This is a genomic window from Ramlibacter sp. AN1133 (genome assembly GCF_037890035.1).
Classification (GTDB): domain Bacteria; phylum Pseudomonadota; class Gammaproteobacteria; order Burkholderiales; family Burkholderiaceae_C; genus Ramlibacter.
Genome location: NZ_JBBKTQ010000023.1, coordinates 59,127 through 76,744 on the forward strand (window position 1 = coordinate 59,127; position 17,618 = coordinate 76,744).

A 17,618-nucleotide genomic window follows, 5' to 3' on the forward strand; every position below is an offset into this window, starting at 1 on the left:
ATCGCGGCAACACGAATGTGCCGCTCTCATGGCGGCGGGGAGCGCCCCCACCCCACCCCTCCCCCGGAGGGGGAGGGTGCAAGAGGACCACGTGGGTGGATCGGGTCCAGGCCTCACAATGGTCGATGGCCCTCACCGCCACCCCCTCCCGCCGGCGCCTCGCGATGATCGTCCTGCTGCTGCTCGCGGCGCTCGGCGGCGTCATCCGCAGGTACGCGCCGCAGCCTTCGACGCTGCATGACATCGGTACCCTGCTGCTGGTGCTCTGGCTGCCGGCCGTGGGCAACCTGATCGCCTACCTCGTTCGCCGCATTCCGCGCCGCGCGCCGCGCCCCGCCGAAATGCCCCGCGCCGCGTTTCCGGTGGGCAGCGCCTTCGCGCCCAACCTGCAGGCGACGCTCGAAGCGATCGAGGATCCGCAGGCGCAAGGCACCGCGCTGGCCGCGCAGGACGCGGAGTGCCTCCTCCTCGTCGCCGGACAAGCCTTCACCACGCGCCTGGCCCTGCCCGTGGCAAGCGCCCTCGGCGCACCGCAGCCGCAGCCGATCGAATTGCTGCGGCCGGCAGCCGCCCTGCCGCGGCTCGCGCCGGGAACCGCGTTCCACCTCCTGGTGGGATCGACCGCCGTCGCACGGGGCCGCGTCGAAGGCACGTAGCCGCGAGCATCCCGTTGCGCCCCCGGCGCCGGCTGCTACATTGGATGCTTCACTTCCACGGAGGCTTCCATGCCCAAGGGCGAACAGCGCAGCAACAAGATGGCGAAGAAGCCGAAGAAGGACAATTCCCCCCCGAAGGAAGCATCCTCCACCTCGGACCGGCCGATGCCCCCGATGACGACGGTGATCCCGAAGGGAAAGGTGAAGAAAGGCTAGGACGCGCGCGCGGCCGGTCGCCCTCAGGCGACGGTCGCGAAGCGCTTGCGCCGCACGCGCACCGCGCGCAGGCCGCCGGAGGTCAGCCGCTCGAACTCCCACGCGGTCATGCCGTCCCCCCCGTCAGCGAGAAAGGGGTTGGTGCCCTCCGGTGCGCCGGCTTCGGCGGGGATCCGTGCCAGCTGCGCCAGCAGCACGGACAGGCACACCGCGGGGACCACGTATTGCAGGCTCTCCGCCACCCCTCCCAGCAGGAACGCGGCCAGGGCCGCGCCCACGTCGCCGGGATCGACCACGATGGTCTGCGGGCGCAGCGCCAGCGCGTGCAGCGCGCCATACGAGAAGACCGCCAGCGCCAGCCACGCCCACCACGGCAGGCGCTGCATCGAAGCGATGCAGCTTGCGGGACGGCTCCGGTCGTCGTTGGTGGCCAAGGTGTCTCCTCGTCTCGTCGTCGGCGCGTGACTTTGCGCTGCGCGAGGCGCCATGAGGCCAGCATCGGGGGGCCCCGCCCCTGATGCAGGTCAAAGGATCGTCGCCTCGGCACCAAGGTGCCACCCGGGCGCCGGGCCCCCGGATGGCGCCGCCCGGGCACTGAGGCAAGATGCCGCCGTTCCTTCCTCGACACGGAGCTCACGCATGGTCCTGCTCGAATTCGCCATGTCCCCCACCGGCGAGGGCGAAAGCCTCTCGCGCCACGTCGCGCGCATCCTCGACATCGTCGACCGCAGCGGCGTCACCTACCAGCTCACCGCCATGGGCACGATCCTCGAAGGCGACTTCGACGTGGTGATGGGCGTGGTCAGCGACTGCTTCCGCGCGCTGCAGGTGGACTGCCAGCGCATCTCGCTGAACCTCAAGATGGACTACCGCGCCGGCACCGAATCGCGCCTGCGCAGCAAGGTCGACGCGGTGGAAGGCCACGTCGGGCGCAAGCTGAGGACCTGAGCGCCGCGGGCGGTGGCTGCGGGGCGGGGCACTTCTTCACGCTCGCGCGCGAAGCTCGCCCAAATGAAGCAGCTTTTAGAGACGCCACTCCACACGCGTCATGCCGCCTTCGGGAGGATGCGTTCTGTCTCCTGGGAACAGTTTCGACTTGCACCGACCGCTGGCTGCAGCGGCGACCGAAGAGGACCGACATGAACGCACTGACCGCCAGCCTCCCCGCCCTGCGCCTGCATTTCGAGGAGTTCGCGAGCAGCTGGTTCGCGGGGTTCGACGAACCTGCGCGCTCCGGCGGGCAGGCGCCTGCGCCGACGCACGTGCTGCATCCGCTCGACACGCTGGCCATCGACACGGCGCCCGGGCAGGAGGTCGCCTGCCTCGACGGCTGCGTGCTGCTGCAGTACCAGGGCCGCCCGCGCGGCGACATCATCCTGGTGCGCGGCGAGTCGCATGCCTGCGAGCCCGGCGCGCGGCTCACGGTCCTCGCGTTCGTGGCTGCAGCGCTGCGGATCGAACCCTGAGCCTGGCCAGGCGCCGCAGCGGCGTGCCGGAATGCGCGCGGGCCCGCAACGGCTCCTCTCCTACGCCGCGCCGTCCTGCGCGTCCGTAGATTGGCTTGCATCGCTCACGAAGAACAAGGGACGCAAGCCATGCCTCATCACCCCAAGAACCGCCTCAAGCTCACCGGCGACACGCACCTGCCGGACGTGGGCGGCCTGCTGGACGACGCCGACGAGCGCGAACTCACCGCGGCGGAGATCGATGCGCAGCCGCGCGTGTATGCCGACGGCTGGGTGCCGTCGGAGCAGGACGCCATGCCCGAAGCGCAGCAGGAACGGCACAGCCTGCCCGAGCCGCTGATGGCTCTGGAGCGCAAGGCGCAGCGCCGCATGGCATCGACGCCGTGGCTGGCGCTCGGGGCGGCGCTGGGGTTCGGGTTCCTGGTCGCCAAGATGCTGCGCAGGTAACGCCGGAAAAAGAGAAAGCGGCCTCGCGGCCGCTTTTTCCGGAAGCCCGGGAATGACGGGTCTATCAGGCCGCCTTGGCCGGCGCGACCACGCCCAGCCGATCCAGCGCGTCGCGCAGGTGGCCGACCGAGCGGTCCACGTGCACCCACTTCTCCAGGCCGAACAGGCCGATGCGGAAGGTCTTGAAGTCGCTGCCTTCGTCGCACTGCAGCGGCACGCCGGCGGCCGTCTGCAGGCCCTCGTTGAGGAATTTCCGGCTGGACTGGATCTCCGGGTCGGTCGTGTAGCTCACCACCACGCCGGGCGCCTTGAAACCCTCGGCCGCCACGCTGGGCAGGCCGCGGCCCTCGAACAGCGCGCGCACCTTGCGCCCCAGGTCCTCCTGCTGGGCCTTCACCCAGGCGAAGCCGTGCGCCTTGGTTTCCTTCATCGCCAGGTCCAGGCGGAACAGCGCGTCGGTCGGCATCGTGGAGTGGTACATGTGGCCGCCGCCCTCGTACGCTTCCATGATCTGCAGCCACTTCTTCAGGTCCATCGAGAAGCTGGTGCTGGCCGTTTCCTCGATCGCCTTGCGGGCGCGCTCGGAGAACATCACCATCGCGCAGCACGGCGAGCTGCTCCAGCCCTTCTGCGGCGCGGAGATCAGCACGTCGACGCCGACGGCCTTCATGTCCACCCACATCGCGCCGGAGGCGATGCAATCCAGCACGAACAGGCCGCCCACCGAATGCACCGCATCGGCCACGGCGCGCATGTAGTCGTCGGGCAGGATGATGCCGGCGGCCGTTTCGACGTGGGGAGCGAACACCACCGCGGGCTTCTTCTCGCGGATCGCGGCGGTGACTTCGGCGATCGGCGCCGGCGCCCACGGCGCGGTCGGGCCACTGCCCTGGCGGCGCGCCTTCAGCACGGTCTCGCTCTTCGGGATGCGGCCCGTCTCGTGGATCTGCGTCCAGCGGTAGCTGAACCAGCCGTTGCGCAGCACGAGGACGTCCTTGCCGGTCGCGAACTGGCGGGCCACCGATTCCATGCCGAAGGTGCCGCTGCCGGGGACGAGGGCGGTCGAGTGGGCGTTGTAGACCTCCTTCAGGATCGAGGAGATGTCCTTCATCACGCCCTGGAAGCTGCGCGACATGTGATTCAGCGCGCGGTCGGTGTAGACGACGGAGAACTCGAGCAGGCCTTCGGGATCGACGTTGGGCAGCAGTCCGGGCATGGGCGTTTGTCTCGGTTGGTGGATGTAAAGCGGGCAGCTTAACACCCGCTGCGGGGCCCCCCTCTTGACCGCGGTCACTTTCCCGGAGGCGCCCGCGGGGCTTGCCGCCGCCCCGCCGGCGGCCGCCTTTCACGCGTGGCGCGGCGTATCGCCCAACGGCAGGCTGGGGCCTTCGGCGCTGGGCGCGCCGGCCGGCGGGCCCTTGCGCCGTGCGTGGATCTCGAGCAGGCAGGCGCCCAGGCCCGCCAGGCTGACCAGTCCCATCGCCAGGGCGCCCGCGAAGGGCACGCGCGCGACCAGCAGCACCATCAGCAGCGCCAGAGCGAAATACACCAGCGTGCCCCGCAAGCCGGTGGCCGCGGGGCGCTTCAGTGCCGGCGGCAGCAGTCCGCCCAGGAACAGCACGCCGACGACGAAGCCGGCCAGCAGCAGCACGGGATAGAGCGCCATGACCGCGATGCCGAGCGGGATCCCCAGCACGGTGATGAACAGCAGCGCCGCCAGCAGCGGCACGGCGACGAGCGCCAGCAAGCCCGCGCCGAGCGCGCGCCACGGGTGCGCCTGGATGCGCCGCGGCGCCTGCGCGGCGAACACCGGCGCCAGCAGCAGGAAGACGGCGGCGCAGGCGAGCAGGGCGAGATAGGAGACCACGCCCCCGGCCAGGAAGAAGCCTTCGGCCCCGCGATGCGCGGCGGGCCCGCCGCGACCCTGCGCGGCCGCGTCCGCGTCGTGCGTGATCACCCCGCCGATGCGCGCGCCCGGCGCCATCTTCAGCTCCGAGCCCGAGACGTAGCGCAGGCCGCCGCCGATGCGCGCGGCCGGGCCCAGCTCGATGTCCTCGGCGTTGATGCGGACGTCGCCCTGCACCTCGCCGTCGAGCGTGACCTTCTGCGCGGCGACTTCGAGTTCGCCACCGAGCCGGCCGGCGATGCTGACCGTGCCGCCGTACAGTGCGGTCCGGCCGCCCACGCTGGCTTCCGGGCCCAGCGCCACATGGCCCCCGGTGGCGAACAGCTCGCCACCCACCCGGCTGCGCAGCGTGACGTCGCCGCCCACCACGCGCGCATCCTCGGCGACCGGCGCGCGCACCTCCACCGCCCCGCCGGCAGCCAGCAGGTCGCCGCCCACAGCCTGGTCGACCAGCACGCGGCCGCCCGCCGCGACGAAGTCGCCCTGCACCGGCACAGCGGACCGGACCTCGCCGCCGGCGAGGTAGACGTTGCGATGCGACCGCGGGCCGGACGGCACGTCCTGCGCGCAGGTCACCGAGGGAAGCAGCGCGAGGCCGGCGCACAGGGCCAGCCCGGCCATCGCGCCGCGCGCGAAGCAGGCGAAGAGGCGTTGCATGGGGAACCTCCTGCTGCCAATCTAGGCGGCGCTCGCCGCCCGAGCTTGCGCGCCGTCAACTCCATGGACGCGCCGCCGCGCGGCCGGCACACTCGCGCCATGCGATTCAGCCACCACCCCGCGATCTGGACGGCCTACCCCGAGCTCGTGGCGGGCGTGCTGTCCGCGCGCGGCATCCGCGCCGATGCGGCGGCCGAGGCGGCCGTCGCGCGCTACGAGGACATCGCGCGCCAGCGGCTGCAGGCCGCCGGCAGCGAGTCGGACCTGCCGCAGGTGCAGGCCTGGCGCCGCGTGTTCTCGCGCATGGGCCTGAAGCCCACGCAGTACCGCTGCGCCTCCGAGTCGCTGCTGCGCCGCCTGCGCAAGGAAGGCGCGATGTCGCGGATCCACCCGCTGATCGACCTGTGCAACGCGCTCTCGATGGCCTTCGCGACGCCGGTCGCGGCCTTCGACACGGCGCAGGTCCACGAATCGCTGCAGGTGCGGCTCGCGGACGGGACCGAGCGCTACCTCCCGTTCGGCGGAGAGATCGAACATCCCGAGCCGGGCGAAGTCGTCTTCGTCGATGCGCAGGGCAACGCGCACGCGCGCCGCTGGACGAATCGCCAGAGCGGCCTGTCGGCGGTGCGGGAGGGCACGCGCGAAGTGCTGATCGTCGCGGAGGCCGTGCATGCCGGCGCCGCGCAGGACATGCCGCGGCTGGCCGGCGCGATCGCCGGGGCAGTCCACGAGGTGTGGGGCACGACGCCCACCACCAAGATCCTTTCAGCGGGCGACCCTGTATTCGATCTGTAGGCTGGCGGTGAGCGCGCGCAGCGCCGGCCGAGCGTCGCGCGCGAAGCGTAGTCCGAGGCGGCAGCCTCGGTAACCCCAGCGCTCCCCCCTCAACACCGCAATTCGCGGAACCGCTTCTTCACCCCCACCAGCGGCATCTCGTCCTCCAGCGTCGCGGCTTCGCCCTTGGCGCGCAGCATGCGCTGTTCCTCGCGCAGGCGCACATCCAGCGCCCGGCACTCCTGGCGCTCCTCGGGGCTGAGCGCCGCGCGCTTGGCCGCCACCGCGCGGTCCTGCGGCGGCACCTTCGACTTGTCGGTGACGCGGTGCGGGGTGATCCCGATGGCGCGCCCGCCGCTGCAAGGCACCTGCGAGTACGTGTGCGGCCCGCAGCGGTACGCCTCGGCCTGCGCGAAGGCCTGCGACGCGCCCAGCGCCGCCAGCAGGAGCAGCGTGCCCTTGATCCATCGATGCGCAGTTGCGGCCATGACTCCTCCCAACGCAGGCATGCTGGCCTGCCCGCGCGGGAAAAGCCGCTACCAGTCGTTTCGGCGATGCGTGCAGCCAACAGCGGGCCGCGCGCGCGTGGCAAGCATCACGCCCCGCGCGCGCCGCCGCTCACCATCCACGCCGTGCCGAAGCGGTCGACCAGCATGCCGAAGATCTCGGCCCAGAAGGTCTTCGTCATGGGCATGGTGACGCTGCCGCCCTGCGACAGCGCATCGAAGACGCGCCGCGCCTCCTCGGTCGTCTCGTAGGCCAGCGACAGCGAAAACCCCGCCATCGGCTTGGGCCCCATCGAGGGCGGCACGTCCGACGCCATCAGCGTGCGGTCGCCGAGCTTCATCGCGGCGTGCATCACGAGGTCCTTGGCGCCGGCCGGGCATTGCTGCGGCTCCGGCGACTGACCATAGGTCATCACCATTTCGATCCTGCCGCCGAGCGTGCGCTCGTAGAAGCGCATCGCCTCGGCGCACTGGCCGGTGAAGAAGAGGTAGGTGTCGAGAACGGGCATGGCTTTCTCCTGGGGTGGTGGGCCGCACGACCGGGCCCTGACCTCATGACGATCCGGCCCGCCCGGAATCGACAGGACTGCGCCCGGCGCGGCATTGTGGACCGTTCGCCACGCCAGATCGACCGTCCATCGGAGTCGGCCCTGCCCCGACGGGCGGGACTTGTCTTAACATTCTGTTGCAGTTACACCTAGCTTTGTAACGAGCTGTAGGGCGCCGCAGATTCGCTGTTCCTCCTCTGAAACGCGGCTCCGGACCACCCCAACGCCCCTCGGTGGCAATTCGCTCCAGTAAGCAACAGGCCTATCAATGACTAAGCTATCACGAGTCACCTGCCACGCCGTCCACGAGCTGGGCGAGAAGGCACGCGAAGCCCTTGCCCGTGAGCTCTTCGGCGTGCACGCGCAGATCTTCGGCGGCCTCGACTTCGCGGGCTTCCGCCATTACGTGATCGACCGGCCCGCCTGGCGCACCTGGATCTGGGTCAAGCGCAGCGACGAGGGCCGGGTCGTGGGCTACCACGCCACCCATGTGTTCCGGCTCGACGTGCAGGGACGTCCCAGCACGGTGGTGCGCATGGAGGCCGGCACGCTGCCGCAGTGGCGCGGGCACGACCTCATCATGGTCAACAACTGCCTGCGGCTGCTGAGCCTGTGGCTGCAGGCGCCGCGCCGGCAGTGGTCCATCTTCGCCGCGCTCACGCATCCGAGCAGCTACACCTTCCTGTCGCACTACGCGCCCGTGATCTGGCCACAGCCCCACCTGCCCACGCCGCCCGAGGTGCAGCGCCAGATGGAGGAACTGGCCGACACCTTCGGCCTGGAGCGCGTCGACGCCGCCAATGCGATGGTGCGGCGGGTGAACTGGATCACCCGCGAGACCGAACAGGAACGCGAACGCTGGCGCGCCAGCCGCCGCGTCAACGCGCGCTTCTACATGCGCGCGAACCCCGGCTATGTCGAGGGCCACGGCCTGGTGACGCTGATCCCCATGGACGGCGCGATCCTGCTGCGCGCGCTGTCGAACTTCCTGGTCGGGCGCGCGGGGCGCCTGTCGCGCATCTTGTTCGGCATCGCGGCCCCGCAGCCGGACGCACCGTCCACCGAGATCCCGCTGCCCGCGCCCGTCGTCGTGAAGGCGCGCCCGCGGCCTTCCGATTTCGCCGCGCTCGACTTCAAGCCTTCGCGCCACTGATCACGCCGGCGGCAGCGTGAACCGGAAGGTCGCGCCCTGCCCCGGCGCGGCCTGCGCCCAGATCCGTCCGCCCTGGCGCGAGATGGCCCGCGCCACCGTCGCCAGGCCGATGCCGGTGCCCGGGTATTCGTCGGCCGCATGCAGCCGCTGGAAGGTGCCGAACAGGCGGTCGGCGTAGGCCATGTCGAAGCCGCAGCCGGTGTCGCGTACCCAGTATTCGCCGCGCTCGTTCGATCCGCCGACCACGATCTCGGGCGCGCTCTCGCGGGCGGTGAACTTCCAGGCGTTGCCCAGCAGGTTCTCCATCACCGAACGCATCAGGCGCACGTCGCCCATCACCGACAGCCCCGGCTCGACCCGCCAGCCCACGGTGCGCTGCGGATCCTCGGCCTGCAGCCGCTGCAGGATCTCGGTGGCCATGTCGCTCAGGCTCACCGCAGCGCGGATGATCTCCACCTCGGACACGTGGGCGAGCGCGAGCAGGCCCTCGATCAGCTGCGTCATCGTGTCCGCGTTGGCCTGGATGCGCGCCAGGTAGTGCCGGGCGCGGCCTTCCGGGGCGCGCGCCAGTTCGTGCTGCAGCAGGCGCGCGTAGGAGCTCACGCGCTGCAGCGGCGACTGCAGGTCGTGCGAGACGGAATACGAGAAGGACTCCAGCTGCGTGTTGGCCAGCCGCAGGGCCGCCTCGTTGGCCATCAGGTCGGTGATGTCGGTGTCGACGCCGACCCAGAACAGGATCTCGCCGGCCTCGCCGCGCACCGTCACCGCGCGGTAGGTCATGGTGTGGTAGCTGCCGTCGCGCGCGCGGATGCGGCGCGTGCCGGTGTAGGGCTCGCCCGTCACCATGCTGCGGATCCAGTTGTGCTGCACCGCCGGGAAGTCGTCCGGGTGGATCAGCGCGATCCACTTGTCGCCGTGCCAGTCGGGCGGCGCGCCGCCCGCCAGCTCGTACCACGCCCGGCTGAGGAAGGTGACGGCGCCGGCCGGATCGACCGTCCAGAACGGCAGCGGCGCCTGCTCGGCCAGCGTGCGGAACAGGGCCTCCTGGCGCGCCAGCTGCGCGGTGCGCTCCGCGATGCGCTCCTCCAGGCTCGCGTTGAGGCGGCGGATCTCCTCCATCATCAGCGTGCGCAGCGTGATGTCCTGCTGCGCGCCCTGGAGCGCGACCACCTTGCCGTGTTCGTCGCGCAGGGGCTCGCCGATCGAGCGCACGGAGACCTGGCGGCGCGTCGGCGTGACCAGTTCGACCTCGATGTCGAAGGGCACGCCCTGCTCCACGCAGGCGTTCACGGCCTGGCTCGCGCGCGGCAGCGATTCCGGCGTGAGCATGGCCAACACGTCCTGCAGCGTCGGCGTGGCGTCGGGCGGCAGGTCCAGCACGGCGGCGGCCTCCTCCGAGAGTGCCAGGCGCTGCGTGGCGAGGTCGGCGCGCCAGCTGCCGGTGCGCGTCATGCGGCCGGCCATGCGCAGCCGCTCGGCCTGCTCGCGCGCCTGCTCCTGCGCGAGCTTCAGGGCGTCGATGTCTGTCGCCGTGCCGAGCCAGGACACACCCGCCTCGCCTTCCTGCGCCAGCGGGGAGGCGCGCAGCAGCTGCCAGCGATAGCTGCCGTCGGCGGTGCGCAGGCGGTGTTCGACCTCGAACACCTCGCCCCGGCGCACCATCTCGCGCAGCTTGCGCACCAGGGGTGCGCGGTCGTCGGGGTGCACCGCCTGCTGCCAGCCCTCTCCCATCGCCTCGCGGCGGCGCAGGCCGGTGACCTCGACCCAGCGGTAGCTCACGAACTGCACCTGGCCGCGCCGGTCCGCCATGAAGACGATCTGCGGGACGGCGTTGGAGAGCTGGCGGAACCTCTCCTCGGTGCGCTTGCGGCTGCGGGACTGGCGCCACAACTGCAGTGCGAGCACCAGCGTGGCGGCCAGCGCGGCCGTTGCTCCCAGCGCGAGCCCTTCGTACGGCGTCATGCCCCATTGTCGAGAGGCGACGGCTGTCCCGCAAGAACACGGGCAATCCGCTGACAGGGCGGCCCGCCGGCCGGCACCGACACTGCCCCGACTTACGAGGGAGTTCGCCCATGACGCAACACGCGATGATCCGGGGAGAGGTCTGTTTCCGGGCCGGCGACGGCGTGCTGATGCCCGTGCCGGACGGCCGCGTCGACATCGACCTGGCCGACGACGAGAGCGTCACCCTGCACTGGAACGACGGCGAAGGCAACGCGGGCAGCGCCGCCATCACGCGCGACGAATACGATCGCTACGTGGGCGAAGGCAAGATCCGCGTCGACGGCGCGTAAGGCGGCGGCGTGGTCTCGCGCGTGGCCATCGAAGCGATCCTGCTGGCGCTCGCCTGGGCGGCGGTGTTGCTGGTGCGCCCGTGGCGGCTGCTGCGCCCGTACGAAGGACGGGTTCCGCTGGCCACCCCCTTCCTCGCCAGCATCACCATCCTGCCGTGGCTCTGGAGCTGGCCGGGCCTGGCCGCCCTGCCGTTCCCGCTGCACTGGTCGGGCGCGCCGCTGGTGGTGCTGATGATCGGGTGGCCGCTGGCGATCCCGGTCGTGACCGTGGCCGGCGCCGCCACCATGCTGACCAACGGGGCGACGCTCCCCCATGCGCTCGAACTCACCGTCTGGAGCGGCGTGCTGCCCGCGACGCTGGTGCTGCTGCTGGGCCACGCGGTGCGCAAGGCGCTGGGCCCCAACCCCGTCGCGTACATGCTGGGACGGGCCTTCGCCGTGCCGATGCTGGCGCTGGCGGTCTGCACGCTGGTGGGCGCATCCCTGGGCAACGCCCTGACCGGCGCCACGGGCGAGCTGCAGCGCGTGGCGATCGCGCTGCTCGCCATGGGCGAATCCTCGTGGACCTGCGCGGTGGCGAGCCTGCTGGTCGCCTACCGGCCGCAGTGGCTGGCCACGTGGTCGGACCCGCTGTACCTGCGCCGTCCGGCGCGCGCGCGGACCGCGCGCGTACGCCCCCACCGCTGAGCCACCTTTTCGTCGCGCCGAGGCACGTTCCAGCTCGAGCGGTGGTATCTTGCGCGCCATGCTGTCGACCGTCCGATCCATCGTCGCCACCACCAGCCTGCTGGCCTGCGCCGCCCTGTCTCCGGCTGCGCTCGCCTCGCCCGCATCGCAAGGCGTGCAGGCCGTGCCTGCGCGCGCGCCGGTGATGGTCGCGGGCCTGTGGTGCGGCTCCGGGCTGCTGCACAACTACATGCTGGAGATCGCGCAGGAATACCAGCGCGTGGAAGCGAAGCTGATCAAGCGCGGCCGCGTGCACGAACTGACCGGCCGCATGGAAGGCCCGGTGCTGCGCGCCGACCCGCAGCGTGACCACACGATGGAACTGCTGGCCCAGGGCAACGAGCTGCGCATCATCGGCGCCAGCGGCCTGCTCGCGCTGACCACCGGCCAGTCCTTCACCCGCGCCGTCGGCGGCAGCTGCACGCATTGACGCCGCCCGCCTGGCTGTGGCTGCCCATCGTGCTGTGGGCGGCCCTGGCGCAGACCGCGCGCAACGCCGCCCAGCGCTCGCTGGTGGCGCAGGCCGGCACCCTCGGCGCCACGCTGGCGCGCTTCCTCTACGGCATCCCGTTCGCGGCCCTGTGGGTCGCCACGCTGCACCTGGTGCCGGCGACCGCGGCGCCGCTGCCGCACTTCCGGCTGCCGTATTTCGGCTGGCTGCTCCTCGGCGCGCTGGGGCAGCTCGCCGCGACGGCTTTCCTGCTCTCCGCGATGAAGCAGCGCAACTTCGTCGTCGGGGTGGCGTATTCCAAGACCGATGCCCTGCAGGTGGCTCTCTTCGGCTCGGTGTTCCTGCGTGAACTGCCCGGCGGGTGGACCCTGGTGGCCATCGCGCTGGCGACCGCCGGCGTCGTGATGCTCTCGCTGCCGCAGAAGCCCGGCGCGGTGGAAGGCGGCGCCTGGACCAGCCGCGCGGCGTGGTACGGCCTGGCCTCCGGCGCGGGCTTCGCGTTGTCGGCGGTGGGCTATCGCGGCGCGGCCCTGCAACTGCCGGAAAGCTCCGCATGGCTCGCGGGAGGCTGGGGCGTCCTGCTGGCGCAGACGATCCAGACCGTGCTGCTGGGAGGCTGGCTGGCATGGCGTGCGCCGCACTCGCTGCGGGCGACCGCCACGGCGTGGCGGATCTCCACGGTCGCCGGTGCCGCGGGCGCGCTGGCCTCCATCGGCTGGTTCACCGCCTTCGCGCTCACCACCGCGGCCAACGTGCGCACGCTCGGCATGGTGGAAGTGGTGTTCAGCTACCTCGTCTCGCGCAGGCTGCTGCGCGAGAAGCTCGCCCGCTCCGAGCAGCGCGGGCTGGCGCTCGTCGTGATCGGCCTGCTCGCCCTCGGGATGCAGCGCTAGGCGGCGCCCGCGCGGCACTTCGGCACCGGACACGCCGTGCGCTACCCGCAGACCGATGCCAGCGCCTTTCAACGCCGGGCCGCGACGGCCGGCCAGGGCGCTTGAGGATCGTCAATCGCGGCACACCTTCGCGGGGGTCCTACGCCAAGGGGGCATGGACACGCACGGGCCGTCAAGCTACAACAGGGCAACATGTTCCCAGCCGGTCGTGGCGGGGTCATGCTCCGGCAACGGGTGACTACGAACATGACCTTCGGCACGCTGCTGTACCGCTATTTCTTCTTCGGCTGGCTCTTCAAGGATGTCAACCGCGGCAACCTGCTGGAGCGCGCCGCTGCCTGGCGCCACAACCGCGACCAGGCCCGCTGGCTGCCGACCTACCTGCGCCGGTGGATGTGGTGCGGCCTGTTCTTCTACGGCCTGGGCATCGCGGTCGAATCGCTGTTGCACGCACCGGCGTTCTCGGTGCTGTTCTACGTACCCTGCGCGCTGAGCGTGCCGATCAACGCCGTGATCGGCGCGGCGTGGGTCGGCTTGCGGCTCGTGCCGACGCACTAGCCTTCTTCACGCAACCAGCCTCCTTCACACGCCCGGCTCCGGCATGCCCAGGCCGGACATCGCATGCCGCGTGTGCTCCACCAGGTGATCCACGAAGGCCCGCGTGCGCGCCGGCATGTACTTGCGGCTCGGCATCGCCACGATGAGGCTCAGGCGATTGGTGATCCACGGCGCCAGCACGCGCTTCAAGTGCCCGCTTTTCAGCAGCGGCGCAATCAGGTCCACCGGCTGGCTGCTGATGCCGGCCCCGTGCACGGTGGCGCGCAGCAGCGTGTCCGTGTGGTTGGCGTGCACGACCACCGGCACCTCGATTTCGAGCGTGCGGTCCTGCTGCGTGGGATCGATCAGCGTCATCGCGCGCAGGCGCGTGCCCGGCGAGCGCAGGCGCAGGCACCGGTGCGCTCCCAGTTCCTCGGGTGAGCGCGGCTCGCCGAAGCGTTCGAGGTAGGCGGGTGCCGCGCAGAACACCGCCTGGCTCGCGACGATGGTGCGCACGATCGCGCTGGAGGGCACGGGAGACAGGCCATTGAGCACGGTCAGGTCGTACTCCTCCACGTTCGCCTCCACCGCGTCCTGCACGTGCAGTTCCAGCACGATTTCCGGATACAGCCGCTGGAAGTCGGCGATCGCGGGCGCGATGATGTGCGTGGCCACCACGGGCAGCGCCAGCACGCGCACGGTGCCGCTCATCTCGCGGCTGTGCGCGTGCGCCATCGCGTCGGCGTCGTCGATGTCGCCCAGGATGGACCGCAGCCGGTTCAGGTAGACCTCGCCCGCAGGCGTGAGCGCCAGCCGCCGCGTCGTCCGCTGCAACAGGCGCACGCCCAGGTGCTTCTCCAGGTCGTTGACCAGCCGCGTCACGGCGGCGGGCGTCAGGTCCAGCTTGCGGGCCGCCGCCGCGAAGCCGCCTTCGTCCACCACCTGCTGGAACACCCTCATCGACTGCAACCTGTCCATGCGGCCGATTATTACATTCTGCGCAATGGTTGATTGCCAGTGACGGTCTTTTTTGCGTACAGACGGAGGAATACAGTCTCTTCATCGCCAACGCACACCCGAAAGGACCCACCATGAACCGCTCCGCCCTCCTCGTCGCCGCCCTGTCCCTCGCCGCCTTCGCCGCCCATGCCGACGATGCGGATCCGTCCGGCCAGTTCGCCGCCTCCACCGCCTCCAAGGCGACGCGCGCCGAAGTGCAGGCCCAGCTGGCCAGCTACAAGCAGTCCGGCGTGAACCCCTGGTCCACCTCGTACAACCCGCTGAAGTCGTTCCAGGGCGGCCGCACCCGCGCCGAAGTGACCGCGGAATACGTCGCCAGCCGCGACGCCGTGGCCGCGATGACGCGCGAAGACAGCGGCTCCGCCTACCTGGCCCGCCGCACCGTCACCACCGACGTGCGCCACCTGGCCGGCAGCCCCGTCAACGCGCAATAAGCGCCTGCGCCCCGCGCGGCCCGCGTGCCGCGCGCACCCCTCTCTCCCCGATGCGAATCATCACCTCGAGTTGATGGTTCGCATCAAATACTTTAACTATCCTTTATCGCTGCGCGTGCCTACATTTCCTTCCAGGCAAACACTTGAAGGAGATGGATCGTGTTGCACCACCTGCAGGCCCCCGCGGCCACCGACGCCGAATCCGAAGCGCAACGCCACGCGTACAACGCGGCCTTCCACCTGCTGGACCTGAACTGGCACTGGGACCCCGCGACCTTCGCGGCCATCCGCCGCTACGGGCGGGCCGGCGTCAAGTCGTGGGTGGAACAGGAGCAGCCGCACCTGCTGCGCGCCTACACCGTCGACTTCCTGGTCAACGCGGTGGAGGTCACCCAGGCGCGCTGCCTGGCGGCCTACGAGCGCCAGGAGGCGAAGAAGTCCGGCGACCGCCTGGCCGCCTGACGAAGCCTTCGGGGCCTGCCCTCAGGCCTCGACCTTCACGCCCTTCCAGAACGCCACCCGGTCCTTGATCATCTGCGCCTCCGGCTTCGGATCGGCGTAGTACCAGACGGCGTCGGGGTTCAGCTCGCCGTTGACGAGCAGCGAGTAGTAGCTCGCCTCGCCCTTCCAGGGGCAGCTCGTGTGGTGGTTGCTGAAGGTCACGTAGTCGCGCCTGAGCGCGCTGGCGGGGAAGTAGTGGTTGCCCTCGACCACCACGGTGTCGTCGCTCTCCGCGATGGTCACGCCGTTCCACGTCGCTTTCATGGTTCGCTCCTTGCAGGGGCGTGCAGCCAGTGCACGCCGAACAGGCCATCCGCATCCGTCCACACCGGCCCGGGCCGGAAGCCGGCGCGCTGCGCCAGCGCCCGCACGCCCGTCATGGTGAACTTGTACGAGTTCTCGGTGTGCAGCGTCTCGCCCTCCTCCAGCACGAAGTGCTCGCCGGCCAGCGCGATGGCCTGCCGCACGCGGCTGATCAGGTGCATCTCGATGCGCTGCAGCGGCGCGTTGTAGAAGGCGTAGTGCGCGAACTGGCGCAACTGGAAATTCGTGCCGAGCTCGCGGTTCGCCCGCGCCAGCAGGTTCAGGTTGAAGGCGGCCGTCACGCCCTCGGCATCGTTGTACGCCGCGTGCAGCACCTGCGGGTCCTTCACCAGGTCCACGCCCAGCAAGAGCGCGCCGCCGCGCAGCAGTTCCGCGGCGCTGCCCAGGAAGGCCAGCGCCTCCTCCGGCGTGAAGTTGCCGATGGTCGAGCCGGGGAAGAAGCCGATGCGCCTGCCCTCGCCCATCGCGGGCAGTTGCAGGCCCTGGGTGTAATCGGCGATCACCGGCCGCACCTCCAGCCCGGGGTATTCGCGCCGCAGGATGGCCGCGGCGTCGCGCAGGTGCTCGCCGGAAATGTCGATCGGCACGTAGCGCGCCGGCGCCTCGAAGGCATCGAGCAGCAGCCGCACCTTGCGCAGCGACCCCGCGCCGAACTCGACGATCTCCGCGCCGCGCCCGGCCAGCGCCGCCATCTCGCCCACGTGGCGCTCGAGGATCTGCAGTTCCTTGCGCGTCGGGTAGTACTCGGGCAGTTCGCAGATGCGGTCGAACAGCCGCGAGCCTTCGGCGTCGTAGAAGTACTTGGGCGAGATGCGGTGCGGGCGAGCCGAGAGGGCCGCCACCATGTCCCGCGCGAACTCAGTCGTCATGCCCATCCTTGGCAAGCCGCAGCCCGCTGAATTGCCAGCGTGCCACCGGCGGAAAGAAATTGCGATAGGTGTCGCGTGCATGCCCGGCCGGCGTGGCGACGCTGCTGCCGCGCAGCACCACCTGGCCGACCATGAACTTGCCGTTGTATTCGCCGATCGCGCCCGTCCACGGACGATAGCCCGGATAGGGATCGTACGATGAGCGCGTCCACTGCCAGGCGCGGCCATGCAGTTCGCGCACGGCGGGCAACGCGGCCGCCGCTTCCCACTCGGCTTCCGTCGGCAGGCGGGCGCCGGCCCATTCGGCATAGGCCGCCGCTTCGTAGAAACTCACGTGGGTCACCGGCGCGGCGGCGTCGAGCGGACGCACGCCGTGCAGCCCGAACACCTGCCACTGCGCGGCGCCGGCGCGCGGGTCCCCCGGTGCGAGCCAGTACTGCGGCGCGTGCCACTGCTGCGCCTGCACCTGCGCCCAGCCGTCGGACAGCCACAGCGAGGGCGTGCGGTAACCGCCGTCGGCGATGAATTCGGCGAATTCGCCGCAGGTCACGAGCCGGTCGGCGATGCGGTACGGCTGCAGCCACTGGCGATGCCGCGGCGTCTCGTTGTCGAACGCGAATCCGTCGCCCTCGTGGCCGACGGCGACCGCACCCTGCGGGCCCTGCACCCAGTGCAGCGGGGACGGCGCCAGCCGCAGCGTCGGCGCGTCGTGCGGCACGCAGGCGGGCAGCAGCGGGTTGCACCACAGCGCGTGCAGGATGTCGGTGAGGATCAGTTCCTGGTGCTGCTGCTCGTGCTGCAGCCCGAGCTCGACGAGCGCATGCGCTTCGCGCCAGCGCTCCTCGCCGGCCGACGCGATCAGCTCCTGCATCGCCTCGTCGACGTGCGCGCGGTACGCATGCACCTCGGCCAGCGAGGGGCGGGTCAGCATCCCGCGCTGCGGGCGCGGGTGCCGGCTGCCGAGCGACTCGTAGTAGGAGTTGAACAGGTGATTGAAGCGCGCATCGAAGGGACGGTAGTCCGGCGCGTGCGCCGCCAGCACCACGGCCTCGAAAAACCAGCTGGTATGCGCCAGGTGCCACTTGGTCGGGCTCGCATCCGGCATCGACTGCACGCACTGGTCCTCGGCCGAGAGCGGTGCCGCGAGCGCGAGGCTGTGCGCGCGCACTTGCGCGTAGCGCGCGCCTACGCTGTCGCGCGTATCCCGCGCGGGGGCGGGCAAGGGGTTGAGGGGCATGCG

General features: G+C 71.0%; 24 protein-coding genes. 14 read left to right on the plus strand and 10 right to left on the minus strand.

The genetic code is table 11. The annotated features are described in order from the left end of the window. Positions 1-125: 125 nt before the first annotated feature. Positions 126-656 (plus strand): hypothetical protein, encoded by a 531-nt coding sequence (locus tag WG923_RS24295; RefSeq protein ID WP_340353590.1) that lies wholly within the window; start codon positions 126-128, stop codon positions 654-656. A 69-nt stretch (positions 657-725) separates the two neighbouring features. Continuing rightward, positions 726-872 (plus strand): hypothetical protein, encoded by a 147-nt coding sequence (locus WG923_RS24300; RefSeq protein WP_340353591.1) that lies wholly within the window; start codon positions 726-728, stop codon positions 870-872. A gap of 23 nt (positions 873-895) precedes the next feature. Here WG923_RS24300 and WG923_RS24305 read toward each other — a convergent pair whose 3' ends face one another. Further along, positions 896-1,306 (minus strand): hypothetical protein, encoded by a 411-nt coding sequence (locus WG923_RS24305; protein ID WP_340353592.1) that lies wholly within the window; start codon positions 1,304-1,306, stop codon positions 896-898. A 205-nt stretch (positions 1,307-1,511) separates the two neighbouring features. Between WG923_RS24305 and WG923_RS24310 the strand changes: the two genes are divergently transcribed. The 3 genes from WG923_RS24310 (at position 1,512) to WG923_RS24320 (ending at position 2,785) form a co-directional block, all read left to right on the plus strand. Continuing rightward, a complete protein-coding gene (locus WG923_RS24310) occupies positions 1,512-1,820 on the plus strand; it encodes an MTH1187 family thiamine-binding protein (RefSeq protein ID WP_340353593.1) in 309 nt (102 codons plus the stop codon). A gap of 191 nt (positions 1,821-2,011) precedes the next feature. Continuing rightward, complete coding sequence (locus tag WG923_RS24315) at positions 2,012-2,338, plus strand: hypothetical protein (protein ID WP_340353594.1); 327 nt, start codon at positions 2,012-2,014, stop codon at positions 2,336-2,338. A 129-nt stretch (positions 2,339-2,467) separates the two neighbouring features. After that, the gene (locus WG923_RS24320) at positions 2,468-2,785 is read left to right on the plus strand and encodes a hypothetical protein (RefSeq protein WP_340353595.1); all 318 of its coding nucleotides are present in this window, start codon (positions 2,468-2,470) and stop codon (positions 2,783-2,785) included. A gap of 64 nt (positions 2,786-2,849) precedes the next feature. Here WG923_RS24320 and WG923_RS24325 read toward each other — a convergent pair whose 3' ends face one another. Next, positions 2,850-4,001, minus strand: a complete 1,152-nt coding sequence (locus WG923_RS24325) for an aminotransferase class V-fold PLP-dependent enzyme (protein WP_340353596.1) — start codon at positions 3,999-4,001, stop codon at positions 2,850-2,852. Positions 4,002-4,130: 129 nt separating this feature from the next. After that, complete coding sequence (locus WG923_RS24330) at positions 4,131-5,348, minus strand: bactofilin family protein (RefSeq protein ID WP_340353597.1); 1,218 nt, start codon at positions 5,346-5,348, stop codon at positions 4,131-4,133. 99 nt (positions 5,349-5,447) lie between these two features. Here WG923_RS24330 and WG923_RS24335 point away from each other — a divergent pair, with 99 nt between their 5' ends. After that, complete coding sequence (locus WG923_RS24335; protein WP_340353598.1) at positions 5,448-6,143, plus strand: B3/B4 domain-containing protein; 696 nt, start codon at positions 5,448-5,450, stop codon at positions 6,141-6,143. An 89-nt stretch (positions 6,144-6,232) separates the two neighbouring features. Here the strand turns inward: WG923_RS24335 and WG923_RS24340 are convergent, their stop codons facing one another. Then, positions 6,233-6,610, minus strand: a complete 378-nt coding sequence (locus WG923_RS24340) for a hypothetical protein (RefSeq protein WP_340353599.1) — start codon at positions 6,608-6,610, stop codon at positions 6,233-6,235. Positions 6,611-6,717: 107 nt separating this feature from the next. Then, the gene (locus tag WG923_RS24345; protein ID WP_340353600.1) at positions 6,718-7,137 is read right to left on the minus strand and encodes a VOC family protein; all 420 of its coding nucleotides are present in this window, start codon (positions 7,135-7,137) and stop codon (positions 6,718-6,720) included. A gap of 307 nt (positions 7,138-7,444) precedes the next feature. Here WG923_RS24345 and WG923_RS24350 point away from each other — a divergent pair, with 307 nt between their 5' ends. Next, entirely contained in the window at positions 7,445-8,329 is an 885-nt protein-coding gene (locus tag WG923_RS24350) for a hypothetical protein (protein WP_340353601.1), read from the plus strand. Here WG923_RS24350 and WG923_RS24355 read toward each other — a convergent pair whose 3' ends face one another. Next, complete coding sequence (locus WG923_RS24355) at positions 8,330-10,291, minus strand: PAS domain-containing sensor histidine kinase (RefSeq protein WP_340353602.1); 1,962 nt, start codon at positions 10,289-10,291, stop codon at positions 8,330-8,332. Positions 10,292-10,401: 110 nt separating this feature from the next. On the opposite strand from WG923_RS24355, the gene WG923_RS24360 reads away from it, so the two are divergent. From WG923_RS24360 to WG923_RS24380, 5 genes are all read left to right on the plus strand, one after another. After that, the gene (locus tag WG923_RS24360; protein WP_340353603.1) at positions 10,402-10,623 is read left to right on the plus strand and encodes a hypothetical protein; all 222 of its coding nucleotides are present in this window, start codon (positions 10,402-10,404) and stop codon (positions 10,621-10,623) included. A 9-nt stretch (positions 10,624-10,632) separates the two neighbouring features. Beyond that, positions 10,633-11,310, plus strand: a complete 678-nt coding sequence (locus WG923_RS24365; RefSeq protein WP_340353604.1) for a hypothetical protein — start codon at positions 10,633-10,635, stop codon at positions 11,308-11,310. A gap of 58 nt (positions 11,311-11,368) precedes the next feature. Beyond that, positions 11,369-11,779 (plus strand): hypothetical protein, encoded by a 411-nt coding sequence (locus tag WG923_RS24370; RefSeq protein WP_340353605.1) that lies wholly within the window; start codon positions 11,369-11,371, stop codon positions 11,777-11,779. Beyond that, positions 11,776-12,693 (plus strand): DMT family transporter, encoded by a 918-nt coding sequence (locus tag WG923_RS24375; RefSeq protein ID WP_340353606.1) that lies wholly within the window; start codon positions 11,776-11,778, stop codon positions 12,691-12,693. Before WG923_RS24370 ends, WG923_RS24375 begins: the two co-directional genes overlap by 4 nt. A 246-nt stretch (positions 12,694-12,939) precedes the next feature. Next, positions 12,940-13,251 (plus strand): hypothetical protein, encoded by a 312-nt coding sequence (locus tag WG923_RS24380; protein ID WP_340353607.1) that lies wholly within the window; start codon positions 12,940-12,942, stop codon positions 13,249-13,251. Between the two features lie 24 nt (positions 13,252-13,275). Here WG923_RS24380 and WG923_RS24385 read toward each other — a convergent pair whose 3' ends face one another. Continuing rightward, positions 13,276-14,208 carry a LysR family transcriptional regulator gene (locus WG923_RS24385; RefSeq protein ID WP_340353608.1) on the minus strand — a complete coding sequence of 311 codons (933 nt, stop codon included), beginning with the start codon at positions 14,206-14,208 and terminating at the stop codon, positions 13,276-13,278. A gap of 113 nt (positions 14,209-14,321) precedes the next feature. On the opposite strand from WG923_RS24385, the gene WG923_RS24390 reads away from it, so the two are divergent. Then, positions 14,322-14,684, plus strand: coding sequence for a DUF4148 domain-containing protein (locus WG923_RS24390; RefSeq protein WP_340353609.1), 363 nt, complete (start codon positions 14,322-14,324; stop codon positions 14,682-14,684). A gap of 159 nt (positions 14,685-14,843) precedes the next feature. Then, positions 14,844-15,146 (plus strand): hypothetical protein, encoded by a 303-nt coding sequence (locus WG923_RS24395; RefSeq protein WP_340353610.1) that lies wholly within the window; start codon positions 14,844-14,846, stop codon positions 15,144-15,146. A 21-nt stretch (positions 15,147-15,167) separates the two neighbouring features. Here WG923_RS24395 and WG923_RS24400 read toward each other — a convergent pair whose 3' ends face one another. The 3 genes from WG923_RS24400 to egtB are packed head-to-tail and all read right to left on the minus strand — an operon-like array spanning position 15,168 to position 17,615. Further along, positions 15,168-15,449, minus strand: a complete 282-nt coding sequence (locus WG923_RS24400; RefSeq protein WP_340353611.1) for a DUF427 domain-containing protein — start codon at positions 15,447-15,449, stop codon at positions 15,168-15,170. Further along, the gene (gene egtD, locus WG923_RS24405; protein ID WP_340353612.1) at positions 15,446-16,378 is read right to left on the minus strand and encodes an L-histidine N(alpha)-methyltransferase; all 933 of its coding nucleotides are present in this window, start codon (positions 16,376-16,378) and stop codon (positions 15,446-15,448) included. The genes WG923_RS24400 and egtD overlap by 4 nt, the downstream gene beginning before the upstream one ends. Continuing rightward, on the minus strand, positions 16,368-17,615 hold the full coding sequence (egtB, locus tag WG923_RS24410) for an ergothioneine biosynthesis protein EgtB (RefSeq protein WP_340353613.1): 1,248 nt from the start codon (positions 17,613-17,615) through the stop codon (positions 16,368-16,370). The genes egtD and egtB overlap by 11 nt, the downstream gene beginning before the upstream one ends. Positions 17,616-17,618: the final 3 nt, after the last annotated feature.

Coding starts and splice junctions, on each gene's coding strand:
- WG923_RS24340 (WP_340353599.1), bottom strand. CDS start 6,610: ATGGCCGCAACTGCGCATCGATGGATCAAGGGCACGCTGCTCCTGCTG.
- WG923_RS24355 (WP_340353602.1), bottom strand. CDS start 10,291: ATGACGCCGTACGAAGGGCTCGCGCTGGGAGCAACGGCCGCGCTGGCC.
- WG923_RS24320 (WP_340353595.1), top strand. CDS start 2,468: ATGCCTCATCACCCCAAGAACCGCCTCAAGCTCACCGGCGACACGCAC.
- WG923_RS24345 (WP_340353600.1), bottom strand. CDS start 7,137: ATGCCCGTTCTCGACACCTACCTCTTCTTCACCGGCCAGTGCGCCGAG.
- WG923_RS24325 (WP_340353596.1), bottom strand. CDS start 4,001: ATGCCCGGACTGCTGCCCAACGTCGATCCCGAAGGCCTGCTCGAGTTC.
- egtD (WP_340353612.1), bottom strand. CDS start 16,378: ATGACGACTGAGTTCGCGCGGGACATGGTGGCGGCCCTCTCGGCTCGC.
- WG923_RS24390 (WP_340353609.1), top strand. CDS start 14,322: ATGAACCGCTCCGCCCTCCTCGTCGCCGCCCTGTCCCTCGCCGCCTTC.
- WG923_RS24335 (WP_340353598.1), top strand. CDS start 5,448: ATGCGATTCAGCCACCACCCCGCGATCTGGACGGCCTACCCCGAGCTC.
- WG923_RS24310 (WP_340353593.1), top strand. CDS start 1,512: ATGGTCCTGCTCGAATTCGCCATGTCCCCCACCGGCGAGGGCGAAAGC.
- WG923_RS24315 (WP_340353594.1), top strand. CDS start 2,012: ATGAACGCACTGACCGCCAGCCTCCCCGCCCTGCGCCTGCATTTCGAG.
- WG923_RS24350 (WP_340353601.1), top strand. CDS start 7,445: ATGACTAAGCTATCACGAGTCACCTGCCACGCCGTCCACGAGCTGGGC.
- WG923_RS24400 (WP_340353611.1), bottom strand. CDS start 15,449: ATGAAAGCGACGTGGAACGGCGTGACCATCGCGGAGAGCGACGACACC.
- WG923_RS24295 (WP_340353590.1), top strand. CDS start 126: ATGGCCCTCACCGCCACCCCCTCCCGCCGGCGCCTCGCGATGATCGTC.
- WG923_RS24360 (WP_340353603.1), top strand. CDS start 10,402: ATGACGCAACACGCGATGATCCGGGGAGAGGTCTGTTTCCGGGCCGGC.
- WG923_RS24370 (WP_340353605.1), top strand. CDS start 11,369: ATGCTGTCGACCGTCCGATCCATCGTCGCCACCACCAGCCTGCTGGCC.
- egtB (WP_340353613.1), bottom strand. CDS start 17,615: ATGCCCCTCAACCCCTTGCCCGCCCCCGCGCGGGATACGCGCGACAGC.
- WG923_RS24330 (WP_340353597.1), bottom strand. CDS start 5,348: ATGCAACGCCTCTTCGCCTGCTTCGCGCGCGGCGCGATGGCCGGGCTG.
- WG923_RS24300 (WP_340353591.1), top strand. CDS start 726: ATGCCCAAGGGCGAACAGCGCAGCAACAAGATGGCGAAGAAGCCGAAG.
- WG923_RS24385 (WP_340353608.1), bottom strand. CDS start 14,208: ATGGACAGGTTGCAGTCGATGAGGGTGTTCCAGCAGGTGGTGGACGAA.
- WG923_RS24380 (WP_340353607.1), top strand. CDS start 12,940: ATGACCTTCGGCACGCTGCTGTACCGCTATTTCTTCTTCGGCTGGCTC.